Source organism: Enterorhabdus sp. P55, assembly GCF_009911695.1.
GTDB lineage: Bacteria > Actinomycetota > Coriobacteriia > Coriobacteriales > Eggerthellaceae > Enterorhabdus.
In genome coordinates this window covers 1-14,472 of the sequence record NZ_QWKK01000060.1, presented here as the reverse complement: position 1 = coordinate 14,472, position 14,472 = coordinate 1, and the positions used below count along the sequence as shown (strand labels likewise).

Below are 14,472 nucleotides of genomic sequence, written 5' to 3'. Positions count from 1 at the left end.
CGCCCCGGCCCCCCGCGCCGGCCCGCCGACGATGGGCGCCCTGCGGAGCCGGCCCCGCGCCCCGCCTCGCGCCGGCAGCCCGTGGTAGAATCCCCGGAGAAGAAACGCCCCCGTCAGGATGGATCCTCACCCCCATGCAGACCTACCTCGCCCACTACCGCTCGCCCAACGCCTCAGCCGATCGCGCCCGCGGCCTCTTCGAGTTCGAGAGCGACGCCCGCGCGGGCACCAAGGCCAACCTCCACGACGCCCGCGTGCGCATGCTGGAGCTATTCGGCAAGGACGCGGTGAGCTGGTCCATCGACAAGGTGGAGCGCAAGACCGCTCGGGCGGAGAAGACCGACGGCCAGCTGGAGCTCGACTTCCGCGCGCCTAAGCCTGAGCGCAAGCGCAAGTACAAGAAGGAATACTGGTAGGCGCGGCCGTCCCCGGCCCGACGCGGCGTCGGCGCCTTCGCCCGGCGTCCGCCTTGTGCCCGGTGACCCGCGTCCGCCCGACCCCGAAAGGACTCCCATGGAAAACGAAGAGCTGCTCTTCCTCAAGGACCTGCTCGAGACCCCGTCTCCCACCGGCAGCGAGGTGCCCGTGGCCACCCTCGTCCGCCAGCGCCTGGCGCCCGTGGCCGACGAGATCGCCACCGACGTGATGGGCTCGGTGCACGCGCGCCTCGACGGACGCGACGCGGGGCCCTCCCTCATGCTGGCAGCCCATATGGACGAGATCGGCCTCATGGTCACCTACGTCTCTGACGAGGGCTTCCTCTCGGTGGCGGCCGTGGGCGGCGTGGACGCGGCCATCCTGCCGGGCATGCGCGTGGACGTGCACGCCTCCGGGGCCGCCGAGCCCCTGCGCGGCGTGGTGGGCCGCAAGCCCATCCACCTCATCGAGGCCGACGAGCGCAAGAGCGTCACGCCGCTCGACAAGCTCGTCATCGACCTGGGGATGCCGGGCGAGGCCGTGCGTGATGCCGTGCGCGTGGGCGACGTCATCACCTTCGGCGTGGGCTTCGAGACCTTCGGCGAGGGCATGGCCGTCTCACGCGCCTTCGACGACAAGTGCGGCGTGTGGGTGGCCTGCCGCGTGATGGAGCGTCTGGCCGAGGCCGGCCGCGCGCCAGGCGCGTTCATCGCCGCCGCCACCGTGCAGGAGGAGATCGGCACTCGCGGCGCCATGACCTCGGCCCACGCGGTGCGGCCCGACGTGGCCGTGGCCTTCGACGTGACGCATGCCACCGACTATCCCGGCATCGACAAGGCCAAGTACGGCAAGATCACCTGCGGCGAGGGGCCGGTCATCGCCCGTGGGCCCAACATCAACCCGGTGGTGTTCGACCGTCTGGTGGCTGCGGCCGAGGCCGAGGGCATCCCGTACCAGCTGGAGGCCGAGCCCTCCGTCACCGGCACCGACGCCCGCGCCATCCAGGTGACCCGCGGCGGCATCCCCACGGGCCTCGTCTCGGTGCCGCTGCGCTACATGCACACGCCCACCGAGGTGGTGGCGCTCGCCGACCTGGAGGCCACGGTTCGCCTGCTCACCCGCTTCGCGCTCGACCTCGACGCCGAGGCGTGCTTCGTCCCCGGCATGGCCGACCCGGTGCGCCCCGGCATCCCCGTCACCCTCGCCGACCTGGACGCCGACGCCCCGCGTGCCGCCGACGCCGTGACCGCCGAGGTCGAGCAGGGCGCCGGCCGGCCCGAGTCCCCCGAGCCCGCCGTCTACGATCCCAACACCGCCTCCACGGAGTAGCGCCTGCTCGCGCTCGCCCTTGGGGCAGCCCTGAGAATCCACCCAGAAGAATTCGCTCTGGAGGAGCCATGAAGAAGGAAGAGAAGACCATCGCCAAGAACCGCCGGGCGTTCCACGACTACGAGATCTTAGAGACCTGGGAGGCCGGCATCGAGCTCACGGGCACCGAGGTGCGCTCGCTGCGCGACAACCACTGCCAGCTCACCGACTGCTTCGTGCTGGTCCGCGGCGGCGAGCTGTGGCTTAACAACGTCCACATCCCGCCGTTCGCCCAGGGCAACCTCGCCAACCCGGATCCCGACCGCAAGCGCCGCCTGCTCATGCACAAGCGCCAGATCCGCTACCTTGAGGAGAAGGTGCGCGAGAAGGGCCTGGCCATCGTCCCGCTCAAGCTCTACTTCAAGGACAACGGTTTGGTTAAGGTTGAGGTGGCGCTTGCCCGGGGCAAGAAGCTCTATGATAAACGTGAGAGCATGAAGGAACGCGACTCCAAGCGCGACATCGAGCGCGCGATGAAGGAGCGCTCCCGCTGACGCGCCGGCAGGTGCGCGCGTTCGACGACGATGAAAGGAGCCGGCGATGGGCTTGGACGAGGAGCTTGAGATCATGGAGGAGTCGGGCGAGACCGACGCCGAGCAGATAGACGAGGAGACGGAGATCCAAGACGTGGAGGGCGACCTCGACGAGATCCTGGGCGAGGACGCCGAGGAGAGCGACCTGGAGCATGCCTACGCGAGCTTCGAGACGGACGACGAGGCCGACTACGACGGCTGGTCAGATGACGAGGTGGCCGAGGCCGAGGGCGATGACGACGCGCTTGGCGAGGAGGGCTTCGAGGTCGAGGACGGCAATGACCTGGAGGCCGAGGTCATCGAGATGGAGGTCGAGGACGGCGACATCTACGCCTACCTCGTCGACGAGGACGATAACGAGATAGGCTTCATCCTGCTCGACGAGGACGGCAACGAGCAGGAGTACTACTTCGTCGAGGACGAGGCGGAGGACGAGGCGGACGGCGTGACCGTCATCCGCGCCTCCGATGAGGAGGAGTTCGACCTCGGCATCACCCGCGAGGGCGTGGCCTCGGCCACCGCGGACATGAACGCCATCTACAAGGACGGCGCCGCCGTCGTCTCCGAGCTCAAGGGCGCCTTCGACGACATCACCGAGGGCCTCGGGTTCCTCAAGAAGAAGTAAGGGGCGTCTCCCGCGAAGCCGGGCGAGGGCGGTCCTGCGCGTGATGCGCGGGGCCGCCTTCGCCTTTCTGGGGGGAGGGCGGCGCCTTCCTCCGGGCTTTGGCACCCGCTGCCGGATTTCTGGCCAAAAAAGCCGCGGTTTACGCTGGCTTTCGGCCGCCGCCGGCCCAGGGGGTCGCCTGTCTCGCTCCTGACCTGGGGCGATGTGAAGCTCCTCGCCGCCCCTCCGGGGGAGCCCCCGCCATTTCCGCGTAAACCGTAGCGAAATTGGCCAGAAATCCGGAAGCGGGCGCCCCGCTGCCCCGCGGCCTCGATCGGGCGGGGCGGCGCAACGTCTCCGGCGCGGGAGCCCTGCCCGCAAGCCCCGGCGCGGGGACTCGGCCCGCAAGCCCCGGCGCAGCACGTGCCCGGACGCAGAGCGGCCCCGCGCGTCATCGCACGGGGCCGCTTCTCATAACTGGTGGAGGCGCGGAGGATCGAACTCCGGTCCATACTAGACAATCCACGAGGCTCTACAGGCTTAGTCTGCGATCAGGGTTCGCGGCGCCTCGGTTCGCAGACCGACGTTCGCGCCGCTAGCCGGTTCAGTCTTTGCCCTGGCCATACCGACTACGTGCCAAGGCGCATTCCCCTGAAATGACGCCTTCCAAGGGTCGGGGAAACCCCAAGGTCGGCGATCGCGATAACTGCTGTTAGGCAGCCATGGCGGCCGGCATGTAGTAGCCGGACTTAGAAGAAGTTTTGCCAATTAACTTGACGGTACCCCTGTTTAACGTGGCGAGGAGACCACGACCTGCTCCTCATCTCAAGCCTACCATGTCGAAACCAGTCGCCCCCGAAGGTGAAGGCGGCGAGGCACGGCCAATGCCCGGGGCATGTCGCATCCTGCCGCAGGAGATAACCCGCAGGGTTGATCCATTCTATCCCTGCGGGCGCTCGTGTCAAGGATAACGTGGATTGATCGTGGGGAATGCGTCGCCGCAGCTGAGGGCGCCCATCCATATGCCAAAGTGGCCGGGACAAACGGAACAATTTGATTACAATGGTCACTGCTGCCCGCGGGCGGCTTACCGCACCTATCGAGTTACTGAGAGAGACCATGGCGAAAACCAAGGGAATGCACGGAAAGAAGAAGGCCGAGTCCGCGAAGGCGGTCTCCTCGGCTCCGGCCAAGCAGGCCAAGGCGAAGGCCGCGAAGGCCGCGTCCGCGAAGCCTGCGCAGGAGACGGCGAAGAAGGCCCCCGCGAGCGCCGCCAAGGCCGGCGCGGCTTCCAGGGCCGGCAAGCCGGCGGGTGCCGCGAAGAAAACCCCCGCTGCCTCTGCGAAGTCCCCCAAGGGCGCGCCCCAGCCCCCGGCGGGCGCCGGTCGGCCCGTCAGCATGAAGGAGGCCGACAAGCGCCGGGGCGCCCTCAAGGTGGTGGGCATCACGCTCGGCGCCATCGTGGGCGTCGTGGCGGCGGTGTATCTTGTCGGCGTGGCCGTCTTCGCCAACCTGTTCTTCCCCAACACCGTCATCGCCGGTACGGACATCTCGCTCAAGACCTCCGATGAGGTTCACGCCATCCTCGAGGACAAGGTGGGCGGCTACGAGTTCACCGTCAAGGGGCAGGGCATCGATCTCACGCTCACCTCCCAGGCCGCGGGCATGTCGCTCGACGGCAAGACCATCGCCCAGGAGATGCACTCCCGCGTGGATCCGTGGCGCTGGCCGGTGGAGGTGTTCCGCGACCACGACGAGACGGCGAGCCTCGTGGCCTCCTACCAGACCACCGAGCTGGCCGACGCGCTGGCGGCTGCGGCGGCCGAGGTGAACGCGACGGCCGAGCCGCCCGTGAGCGCCACGGTGGCCTATGACGAGCGCAAGGGCGCCTTCGTCATCGTGCCCGAGTCCTACGGCACCGCCATCGACGTGGACAAGCTCGTCGACGAGGTGTCGGCCCAGGCCGCCGTCCTCAAGCCGCATATCGCCGTGTCCACCGACGTGCTGGCCCTGCCGGACATCGTCGAGGGCGACGAGCGCCTGGACGTGGCGCGCGATCAGGCCAACGCGCTCATCGCGGCCGACTTCGACCTCACCATGAACGGCATCGTGGGCGCTCAGGTGACGCCTGAGCTCGTGGCCTCGTGGGTGACCGTGGCGCCGGACCTGTCCGTCAGCCTGAGCGACGAGGCGCTCGTGGCCTGGGCGAAGGACGTGGCCGCCACCAACTCGACCATCGGCACGACGCGTTCGTGGACGCGTGCTGCCGACGGCAAGGCCCTCAGCGTGTCCGGCGGCGACTACGGCTGGCGCGTGGATGCCGACGGTCTGGTGTCAACGGTGCGCGACAACGTGGCCGCCGGGCAGACCTCCGCGGTGGAGATGCCGCTCAAGAGCAAGGCGGCCGCCTGGAACGGCGCCGGCGCGCCCGACTGGGGCGCCCGCTACGCCGAGGTGGACCTCACCCTGCAGCACACGTGGCTCTACGGCGACGACGGCTCGGTCATCTGGGAGAGCGATGTCGTCACCGGCAACCCGAACCTGGGCAACGCCACGCCGACCGGCGCCTACTACATCAAGTCGAACGCCGGCGCCTCCGAGCTCATCGGCCTCAAGCCCGATGGCACCGAGGACTACCGCACGCCCGTCGACTTCTGGATGCCCTTCAAGGGCAACTCCATCGGCTTCCACGATGCCAACTGGCAGTCGTCCTTCGGCGGCAACCGCTATACCTACGCTGGCAGCCACGGCTGCGTGAACCTGCCGCCCGCCAAGGCTAAGGAGCTCCACGACCTGCTGCGCGTGGGCGACCCGGTTATCGTTCACGGCTAAGCAAAGAGAGGCGGCCCCGGGTTCGGGGCCGCCTCTCTTTGCGCCCAGGAGCCGACGGGGCGCCGCCTGCTGCCGACCCGAGGACGGCGGGGCGGCGCTCGGCGTTGGCGAGGCACGCCCGGCCTGCGTGCTAGAATCCCGGGAGGTGCTCCGTCATGTCCGGGCAGCCTCGAGAGAGGAGCTGCCTATGGACACGCAGACAGTCATCGCGGTATGCGAGATCTTGTTGGTGATCATCGGGATCATCGGGCTTGTCCTGGTGCGAAGAGAATGACGGACGGCGTTGGAGAAAAAGAAAGGCCGGGCTGCTTTAAGAGGTACCCGGCCTAACTGATAACCCGATGCTGCCCGGGATGAGCGGGGCACCGATTGGGCCCATCTTAGCACACCCCGCCGATCATCGCCACCGGCGTTCGCGAGGTCGGCGATGATCGCGCCCCTGCCTTAGGCTGCCCAATCCAGGGAAACGCAGGCGCCGCCAAGGCGTCTCTTCCGCGGATGCCTCTGATGCGATTGCGGGGCCGCGTTAGGCGATCGCCGTCACCGAAGCCCCCCGATGCCCATTGCCCAATGGGCGGCGCACTGCGCTGGTAGAGTGCAAGCACTGTTCGATTGCTCGTGAAACGTGGTGCCGGGGGGTGCTCATGGGAAAGCTCTGCTGCCAGATATGCGGGGGAGACATCGTCTTTGATGGCGGAACGAAAGGGGGCACGTGCTCGCGATGCGGCCTGTCGTACTCGCATCAAGACTTGCGGAGCCTTGGGCTGCAAGGCCAAGCGCCCGCGTCACCCGCGCCTCCGTCTTCCGATGCCGATCATGCGCAGGTAGACGTGGACGCCGTTCAGCAGCCTTGTGGGGAGGGGACGTGCTCTGCGGCGGAGGGCTCGAGCGAGGGCGCTCGCATTGGCTGGTGGCGCACGAATATCGGGTTATCGATAGCCGGAGCGTTGGCCATCTGCGCCTTTAACGCCCTTCCGTATCTGGGCGACTTTGCGCCGTGGCTTGGCATCGTCGACCGGGTGCTCGCCATCGCCTTGGCGATGGGCACGTTGCTGTATGCCCTGCGCGTATATCCGTCCTATTTCGGCTCTCAGCCAAAGCTGACCTCGTCTGCGAAGGTGAGCTTCCTCAACTGCTTCCTTGGCGGCCCCCTTTTCGGGTGTCTGTGGAACCGGAGCCTCACGCGCGGCAAAAAGGGTGTCTCTCATATTGTCATGAGCGTTCTTACGAGCTTGACGCTAGCACTCGGCGTGCTGATGCTTGCCGCCGAGCTGGCTCCGAGCCCCGAGGAGAGAATGTTCGAGCGGATTACGAGGCCGGGGGAGATGCTCGATGAGACTACGTGGGCGTCGGAGCCGATATACCCCGATTTCGTGAATGGCGATCCGAGCTCGGTGTTCGCCTACTGGGACGTCTTCAACAATGATGCTTGCTGGATACTCTCAGAGGCCACGGGGAGGCCCTATGACGAGCTCCACCAAGCGGGGGATGGAGTCAAATCCACTCGCAAGGAGGTCGTGCTGGAGGGAGCGCAAAGGCAGAGCGGCTATGCCATGCAGGCTTCAGGCGGCTCTCGTGGCGAACCTCTTGTGGAATGCGCGGTGTATCAACGACCTAATTCGCCCGGGCAGGGCAACACGCCGAGGCGCCAATCGCAGAACTGCAGCAAGTCCTCTTCTCATGTGGTGACCTACGACTACGTGTTTCAGGTGGATGGCGTTCAGTGCAGGATGGAGATGATGCAGCTCTACGAACATGAGGCGGGGACGCAGTATCCCGCGGGTCACAAGGGAGCTCGAGTGCCCTGGTACGTCTTCATAAGCGTTGAGGGCTACGCCTGATCGGTCGCTGCTCTTCCGGCAGCGCTGCTGCGCAAGCGCTCGCGACGCCTGCCTCCCGCGTTCGGCGCGCCGGGGAGGGGGTGTGGTTCGCGAGCGCAAGCTGGCCAAAATCGACGACTTGACGACACGCGGCGCCGGGCTGCTCTTCTCGTGCGCCGCAAAACCCCAGGTCGCGGATGGGCGATGCGCGCGTTGTGCGTGAGAGGGACGCAGATGGCCGCCTTTTCGTCCTCCTTTTGTCGTCAGGTCGGGTTTTTTGGCCAGTTTGCGCCCGCAGAGCGAGCGAGGGCGGCTGCCTCCGCTCGCGCTAGGCCGTGAGGTCGGCGTAGGCGAAGGGGACGAGCCGGCCCAGGTCGTCGGGGGCCATGGTGATCTGGCAGCCGATGCGGCCGCCCGAGAACGTGATGTCGTCGAAGAGCTGCGCTGTCTCGTCGATGCGCGTGACGAGCAGCTTCTTCTGGCCGATGGGGGAGCAGCCGCCGTGCACGTAGCCGGTGAGCGGCAGCAGCTCCTTCGACTTGACCATGGCCACCGCCTTCTCGCCAACTGCGGCAGCCGCCTTCTTGAGGTCGAGCTCGGCGGCCACGGGGATCATGAACACGTAGTGCTCACCGGACCTCCCCACGGTGACGAGCGTCTTGAACACGCGGTCGGGGTCGAGGCCGAGCATCGCGGCCACCTCCACGCCCGAGGGTGCGCCCTCGCACTCGAACAGGCGGAACTCATGCGGAATGCCCGCTGCGTCCAGCTCGCGCAGGGCGTTGGTCTTGGCTTCCTTCGCGTGCTTGGCCATGGGCGCCTACGCCTCCAGCAAATCGTCGCGGACGAAGTTGGTCATGACCTTGGGCTCCACGGCCGGCGGATTGATGCCGGCAGCGCGGCCCGCCTCCAGGCTCTTGGCCAGCCACGCCAGGTTGCGGCCGAGCATGCGCAGGGTGTGCAGGCCTTCGCCGTCGCCTGCGACCTCGCCCTCGGCGCGGCCGTGGGCGAGCGCCCAGTAGGTGGACGACGCCACGGGCATGCAGTTGATCTGGAAGTACTTGTTGATCTGGTCGACGGTGAGCGTGGTGCCCGCGCGGCGCGCCACGGCCACGCCCGCGGCCGGCTTGAAGCGCATGAGCGGGCCCCCGGCGTAGAACATGCGGTCGAGCAGGCCGATGAGGCTGCCGTTGGCGCCGGCGTAGTAGACCGGCGAGCCGATGACGATGGCGTCGGCCTCGGCCGCTTTGGCGATGAGCTCGTTGCAGGGATCGTCGTCGAACACACAGCGGCCGTCGCCGTTGCGCGAGCAGATGCCGCAGGCGATGCACCCGCGGATGGGCTTGTTGCCGATCCAGGCGATCTCGCACTCCAGGCCCTCGGCCTCGAGCGCGCCGGCCACCTCCTCGAGCGCGCGGTTGGTGTTGCCCTTCCAGCGCGGACTTCCGTTGATGAGCAGTGCCTTCATGGCGGGTGTCTCCTTTCCGGGCGCGCGGCGCCCTGCGACTCTTTCGCCGATGATTGTAAACCATGGAGTCGGCTCCAGGGAAAGGGTCGGGCCGGCCGTAGCCCGTAGCCCGCCGCCGTGGGTTCTTCGCGGCCGCCTGGCGCCTGCGCGGCGTGCCTGCCGGCGGTGGGGTATACTTCCGTTCCATGGACACCTTCGCCCCCCTCCTCGCCGGCCGGGACGACCGGCCTGGCTCCTACGACAACGCGCCCATCGGCGTCTTCGACTCCGGCTACGGCGGGCTCACCGTCATGCGCGAGATCATGGCTGCGCTGCCCGAGGAGGACATCATCTACGTGGGCGATTCGGCGCGCTGTCCCTACGGCCCGCGCGACCTGGCGGAGGTGCGCGGCTTCGTGCGGCAGATCTGCCGCGTGCTCGTGGATCGCGGCTGCAAGCTCATCGTCATCGCCTGCAACACCGCTACCGCCGCCGGCCTCGAGCAGGCGCAGCGCGAGTTCTCCGTGCCCGTCATCGGCGTGGTGGAGCCGGGCGCCCGTGCCGCGGCCATGACCACGCGCAACCGCCGTGTGGGCGTGGTGGCCACCCACGCCACGGTGGAGTCGTGCGCCTACGCCGACGCCATCCGGCATATCGACGCGGGCATCACCGTGTTCTCCACGGCGGCGCCGCGCTTCGTCGAGATCGCCGAGCTGGGTATCCGCATGGCAGAGGGGCCCTTCGAGAGCTACCTGTCCGAGGCCTCGAAGGTCTACATCCGCCCGGAGTTCGAGGCTATCGCGCGTGAGTACCTGGAGCCGCTGCGGCGCTCCGCCATCGACACGCTCGTGCTCGGCTGCACGCACTATCCGCTGCTCAAGGCGCTCATCGGCGGTGTGGTGGGCCGCGAGGTGACGCTCATCTCGTCGGCCGAGGAGACGACGCGCGACGTAGCCGAGATCCTGCGTCGTCGCCACGGCCTGGCGCGGCCCGGCAACGTGGCCGCCTACGAGTTCTACACCACCGGCGCCGACGTGGCGGAGTTCGCCCAGTTCGGGAGCCGGGTGCTCAACATGGATCTGGCACGGGCCGCGCATCTGGACCTGCCGCCGCTGGACTAGGGAAGGTGCCGGCCGAACGCCGGCGTCAAGGCTGCCCGCCGGAGCGCAGCCGAGAAGAGGAAGGGGACACGCGTGAAGACCGTCGTCATCGCCACCAACAACGCCCATAAGGTCGCCGAGATCACCACGGCGCTCGACTTCGCGGGCTGGGAGTTCAAGACCCTGCGCGAGGCGGGACTCGAGTCCGACCCGGAGGAGGACGCCGACACCTTCGAGGGCAACGCGCGCATCAAGGCGCTCGCCGCCCGCGCCGCAGCCGAGGAGGCGCTCGGGCATCCCGTGGCAGCGCTCGCCGATGACTCGGGGCTTGAAGTGGACGCCCTAGACGGCGCGCCAGGGGTGTACTCGTCGCGCTACGCCGGGGCTGACGGCGACGACGCGGCCAACAACGCGAAGCTCCTGCGCGAGCTGGCCGGCACGCCCGACGCCGAGCGGACGGCGCGCTTCGTGTGCACGCTCGTGTTCGTGGACGAGGACGGCGCCGAGTTCGTGGCGCGCGGCACCATCGAGGGCCGCATCGGGCACGAGGAGCACGGCGAGGGGGGCTTCGGCTACGACCCGCTGTTCCTGCCCGAGCGGTTTTCCGACGGCCGCACCCTGGCCGAGGTGACCCAGGACGAGAAGAACGCCATCTCCCACCGCGGCAACGCCCTGCGCGAGCTGAGGGCGCTGCTGGGGTAGGGGAGACGGCGTTGGGGCGGGGGGGTGACCGATCCGCACGTCTGCGCCGGCGCGCGCCGCGCGGCTTCTGCTATAATCGAGCGCGTCTCGTCGGGATGTGGCGCAGCCTGGTAGCGCGCCTGCTTTGGGAGCAGGATGTCGCAGGTTCGAATCCTGTCATCCCGACCATACGAAACTCATCCGAACACAGACGGTTCGGATGTTACGCGGTCAGGCGGGGAGTCGTCATCGTCGCCGCGTACAAGAAGGCCTCCCGCTAGGGAGGCCTTCCCCTTCTATCCCAAAGCCCTTACGCGCGTCCGCTCGCGTTCGCTCAGCGTCCAGGTTTGTGCCGCAGCACGCTCTGCCGCAGCACGCTCTGCCGCAGCACGCTCAGCCGCAGCACGCTCAGCCGCAGCACGCTCCGAGAGCAGGAGCCCGGAACCGAAGATGCCCTTGCCGGCCTCCCGCTGCTCGTCGAGCGCCGTGATGCGCTCGCACTCGCCGGGCATCACGCGGAAGTCGATGCCATAGTGGCTGTAGCGGTTGAGCATGGCAGCGGTCGCCACCTCGGGAGGGTAGACGTACTTGGGGAGCTCGTTCGGCGCCTTGGCTGTCTCCATGGCAGCCTTGACGGCCTGATAGAGGCCGGGGGCCGTCCTCGCCCTGGCCTGATCCAGGTTCGTCACGAAGTTGGTGCGGACGTTCGCGCCGTTGTCGTAGACGATGTCGCAGTCGGCGCACACCGCGCAGCACTCCGCTGACAGGATGGTAGTGAGGCCCGGAGCGAACAGGAAGTAGCGCACCCCGCGCTCGTTGTAGTGGCGCACGATCTTCGTGAGGATGGAGAATGGCGGGTTGTCGATGACCACGCACCCCTCCGGGTAGTCCTCCGCCTCAAAGTCGCCCCCGGGGTAGAAGGGGCGCACTGCGTCGGAAGGGCTCAGGCCGTACTCCCGGCACGCCCACCCGAGGACGGCTTCATAGACGTGGGGGGGGGTGTAGCAGTCGTCAGTGGTTCTCTTGGGCTCGAACTTGGCAAGGAACCCTGCGTAGTCGTCATGCAGGCTCATGAGGCGAGCATCAGCGTGCCCCAGGTGACAGGGCCGCAGTCTCCGTCGGCCTCGACGCCGCATCGGCGCTGCCAGGCGACGAGGGCCTTGCCGGTCTTGTCGCCGTAGTCGCCGTCCACGCTGAGCTTTGCGGCTGCGCGGACGTTGAGGGCGGCCTGCATGAGGCGCACGGCGTCGCCCTCGGCGCCGCGCTTGATGAGGGGGAAGGCGTACACGGTCTCCTCCTTTCCGTCGGATGGCGCGGGCGCTTGGGGCTTGGCGGCCGGGGCCGCGTCGTAGCGGGGACGGATGCCGCCGCAGACCGTCGAGTAGGCGCGCGTGCGCTCGGCGACGCGCCCGCCCGAGGTGTTGCCCTCGATGGTGCGGATCACGCGCGCCTCACGGTCGTTGGACACGACGATGCCGACGTGGTCATCGGTGCCGTCGTCCCCCCAGTCGAACAGCGCGAGGTCGCCCGGCTCCAGCTCGCCGGCGCTCAGGTGCTGGTGGTTGTGGATGGCCGGGCAGTAGGCCGACGGCATCCCGGCGCACTCGACGCCGAGCATCCACAGGCACCAGCTGACGAACATGGCGCAGTAGGCCACACCCGACGCTCCGAAGTCGTAGTTGTCGGGGTCCTTGTCCACCTGCTCCTCGTACCACCGGCCGTACTTGGTGCCCGGCAGCGGGTCGTCCCAGCGCGAGTACCCCACCTCTCCCCGGGCGAGCTCGATGAGGTCTTGGGCGGTGGCCATCACGCCGCCCCCTTGTCGGAGACGGCCATGGCGGGCGGCTGCTCGGGCGCGCCGTGGGGCAGCGCCGCCCGCAGGAGGGCGCACGAGCCGAGCATGGCGGCGCCGAGCGCGACGACGAGGGCCACGTCCGCCCAGTCCTGGCGCGTCATCGCTCGTCCTCCGAGCCGTCGCCCCATCCGGTGGAGACATCGCTAAGAGCGTCGAGCCACTTTGACGTGACCCCGGCCGACTTGTAGGCCGCGTAGGCCACCTGGACGCCGCCCACGGTGGACATCACGCAGGCGAGCCAGGCGCCGGGGCCGTCGGGCACGCCGCCCGCCAGGCCGCAGAGGGCGCCCGCCGCGACCGAAACCCCGATGGCGAGCCAGCGGGCCGCCGAGCTGGAAACGGCCCCGTGCTTAATGAGCTGCACCCCGTAGGGCACGACGAGCGCGGCGACGACCACCGCGATCACCTCGATCATGGTCAATTTGCATCACTCCTTAGATCGTGAGGCCCATCTGGGCCATGGCCATGCCGGCGACCCCGCCGGCGAGCGCGGTGAGCGCGTACCCCACGAGGGAGTCCCAACGCTTGGCCGGCACGGCCTCGAGCGCCGCGATGCGCTCGTCCATGCGGTCGATCCGCTCCTGGTTCTGACGCTCGATCTCCTTGAGCGCCGCCAGGGTCTCCTTGATGTCGTCGATCTGGCCGCCATGCGAGTCAAGGCGCTTGTCGTGCACGCCGATCGCCCGCGTGTGCTCGGCGTGGTTGTCGCAGTGCTCAGCTATGGGGATCACCTCCTCGGTCGGGTGGCCCCATGGTCGCAAGCCTGTCGCCCGGGTATGCTCTCGGGCATGTCACCGACAGAGAGGAGCCCACCATGACCGTCACCGCCGAGGCCGCCATGGCCATGGCCGTCGGGGAGATCGCGCTCGCGTACTACCTGCCCGAGAAGCGGCGCCGCAAGCGCGTCCACACCGTGGACGGCTACGAGTCGTCCATCCGGCTCCACGTACTGCCGCGCTGGGCCGGCATGGCCATCGCCGAGATAACCCGCGACGCCGTGCAGGACTGGGTGGACGAGCTGGCGCCTAAGGCCGGCCCCGGGGGCGCCGAGAAGGCCTACAAGTGCCTGCGGCAGGTCATCCGCTGGGCCATAGACAGGTGGGGCCTGTACGTGGCCGATCCCACCCGCGGCATCGAGATGCCCCGCAAGCCCGCCTACAGGCCAGAGACGCTCACGCAGCGCCGCCTCAAGCGGCTCATACGGGGCATGGTCGGCTGCGAGTGCGAGGCGACGTTCATCATCGAGGCCGCCCTGGGGACGAGGCCCGGCGAGGCCTACGCCGTGCGCTGGGAGCGCATCAACTGGCGGACGGGCCACGTGCCCGTCGACCGCACGCTCCAGGAGACGTCGGCGGGGGTCATCGAGTACCCCACCAAGACCGCCAAGGGGGAGCGCGACTGCTACCTGCCGCCCTGGGCGCTCGACAGGCTCCACCAGCTCTGGGTGGCCGGGGGCAGGCCGAGGGGGCGCGTGATAGGAGGGCTCGCGCCGTCGCAGGTCGCCTACCGCGTCCAGGCGTGGATCAGGCGCCACCGGTTGCCGAAGATCACGATGAAGAACCTGCGCCACACCTGGGGCTCCATCGCGGCCCAGGCCGGCGTGCCGATGGAGACGGTGGCCTCGATGATGGGCCACTCGACGATACAGACGACCTACCGGTACTACTTCGCCCTCACGCAGGCGAGCGCCAAGCGCGCCCAGAGGCGCGTGGCGCGCAAGGTCATGGGGAAGACCTGCGAGGATATGTACAAGGGCATCCAGCTGGCGCCGGAGGAGGCGCTGCCGGTTGCCGCATAGGGATTCCGTATCCCAGA

Annotated in this window: 16 protein-coding genes, 1 tRNA gene and 1 other RNA gene; 10 read left to right on the top strand and 8 right to left on the bottom strand. The window is 68.5% G+C overall.

Translation table 11 applies throughout. The annotated features are described in order from the left end of the window. The first annotated feature begins 134 nt into the window (after positions 1-134). From D1643_RS07035 to D1643_RS07020, 4 genes are all read left to right on the top strand, one after another. Positions 135-416, top strand: a complete 282-nt coding sequence (locus tag D1643_RS07035; RefSeq protein WP_160709953.1) for a hypothetical protein — start codon at positions 135-137, stop codon at positions 414-416. A 97-nt stretch (positions 417-513) separates the two neighbouring features. Next, positions 514-1,746, top strand: coding sequence for a M42 family metallopeptidase (locus tag D1643_RS07030; RefSeq protein WP_160709952.1), 1,233 nt, complete (start codon positions 514-516; stop codon positions 1,744-1,746). A gap of 68 nt (positions 1,747-1,814) precedes the next feature. Beyond that, positions 1,815-2,279, top strand: coding sequence for an SsrA-binding protein SmpB (gene smpB, locus D1643_RS07025; protein WP_160709951.1), 465 nt, complete (start codon positions 1,815-1,817; stop codon positions 2,277-2,279). Positions 2,280-2,325: 46 nt separating this feature from the next. Then, positions 2,326-2,943 (top strand): hypothetical protein, encoded by a 618-nt coding sequence (locus tag D1643_RS07020; protein ID WP_160709950.1) that lies wholly within the window; start codon positions 2,326-2,328, stop codon positions 2,941-2,943. A gap of 457 nt (positions 2,944-3,400) precedes the next feature. Here D1643_RS07020 and ssrA read toward each other — a convergent pair. Then, positions 3,401-3,779, bottom strand: a transfer-messenger RNA (tmRNA) gene (gene ssrA / locus D1643_RS07015). A 262-nt stretch (positions 3,780-4,041) separates the two neighbouring features. Here ssrA and D1643_RS07010 point away from each other — a divergent pair. Both D1643_RS07010 and D1643_RS07005 read left to right on the top strand, forming a co-directional pair. After that, a complete protein-coding gene (locus tag D1643_RS07010) occupies positions 4,042-5,754 on the top strand; it encodes a L,D-transpeptidase family protein (RefSeq protein WP_160709949.1) in 1,713 nt (570 codons plus the stop codon). An 830-nt stretch (positions 5,755-6,584) separates the two neighbouring features. Continuing rightward, positions 6,585-7,595 (top strand): hypothetical protein, encoded by a 1,011-nt coding sequence (locus D1643_RS07005; protein ID WP_160709948.1) that lies wholly within the window; start codon positions 6,585-6,587, stop codon positions 7,593-7,595. Positions 7,596-7,902: 307 nt separating this feature from the next. On the opposite strand, the gene ybaK is transcribed toward D1643_RS07005, so the two are convergent. Continuing rightward, complete coding sequence (ybaK, locus tag D1643_RS07000) at positions 7,903-8,388, bottom strand: Cys-tRNA(Pro) deacylase (RefSeq protein ID WP_160709947.1); 486 nt, start codon at positions 8,386-8,388, stop codon at positions 7,903-7,905. Positions 8,389-8,394: 6 nt separating this feature from the next. Continuing rightward, positions 8,395-9,042: a flavodoxin family protein gene (locus tag D1643_RS06995; protein WP_160709946.1), complete on the bottom strand. Its 648-nt coding sequence runs from the start codon at positions 9,040-9,042 to the stop codon at positions 8,395-8,397. Positions 9,043-9,227: 185 nt separating this feature from the next. Between D1643_RS06995 and murI the strand changes: the two genes are divergently transcribed. From murI to D1643_RS06980, 3 genes are all read left to right on the top strand, one after another. Continuing rightward, on the top strand, positions 9,228-10,142 hold the full coding sequence (murI, locus tag D1643_RS06990; RefSeq protein ID WP_160709945.1) for a glutamate racemase: 915 nt from the start codon (positions 9,228-9,230) through the stop codon (positions 10,140-10,142). A 72-nt stretch (positions 10,143-10,214) separates the two neighbouring features. Continuing rightward, entirely contained in the window at positions 10,215-10,823 is a 609-nt protein-coding gene (gene rdgB / locus D1643_RS06985) for an RdgB/HAM1 family non-canonical purine NTP pyrophosphatase (protein WP_160709944.1), read from the top strand. Positions 10,824-10,914: 91 nt separating this feature from the next. Next, positions 10,915-10,991: transfer RNA gene (locus D1643_RS06980), tRNA-Pro, on the top strand. 107 nt (positions 10,992-11,098) lie between these two features. Here the strand turns inward: D1643_RS06980 and D1643_RS06975 are convergent. From D1643_RS06975 to D1643_RS06955, 5 genes are read right to left on the bottom strand one after another with little or no spacing between them, the layout of a single operon-like run. Continuing rightward, a complete protein-coding gene (locus D1643_RS06975) occupies positions 11,099-11,875 on the bottom strand; it encodes a hypothetical protein (RefSeq protein WP_160709943.1) in 777 nt (258 codons plus the stop codon). Continuing rightward, a complete protein-coding gene (locus D1643_RS06970) occupies positions 11,872-12,609 on the bottom strand; it encodes a peptidoglycan-binding protein (protein WP_160709942.1) in 738 nt (245 codons plus the stop codon). Before D1643_RS06970 ends, D1643_RS06975 begins: the two co-directional genes overlap by 4 nt. Continuing rightward, positions 12,609-12,758 carry a hypothetical protein gene (locus D1643_RS06965; protein ID WP_160709941.1) on the bottom strand — a complete coding sequence of 50 codons (150 nt, stop codon included), beginning with the start codon at positions 12,756-12,758 and terminating at the stop codon, positions 12,609-12,611. Before D1643_RS06965 ends, D1643_RS06970 begins: the two co-directional genes overlap by 1 nt. Further along, on the bottom strand, positions 12,755-13,078 hold the full coding sequence (locus D1643_RS06960) for a hypothetical protein (RefSeq protein ID WP_160709940.1): 324 nt from the start codon (positions 13,076-13,078) through the stop codon (positions 12,755-12,757). The genes D1643_RS06965 and D1643_RS06960 overlap by 4 nt, the downstream gene beginning before the upstream one ends. Positions 13,079-13,091: 13 nt before the next feature. After that, positions 13,092-13,388 carry a hypothetical protein gene (locus tag D1643_RS06955; protein ID WP_160709939.1) on the bottom strand — a complete coding sequence of 99 codons (297 nt, stop codon included), beginning with the start codon at positions 13,386-13,388 and terminating at the stop codon, positions 13,092-13,094. Between the two features lie 83 nt (positions 13,389-13,471). Between D1643_RS06955 and D1643_RS06950 the strand changes: the two genes are divergently transcribed. After that, complete coding sequence (locus D1643_RS06950) at positions 13,472-14,455, top strand: tyrosine-type recombinase/integrase (protein WP_160709938.1); 984 nt, start codon at positions 13,472-13,474, stop codon at positions 14,453-14,455. Positions 14,456-14,472 lie beyond the last annotated feature (17 nt).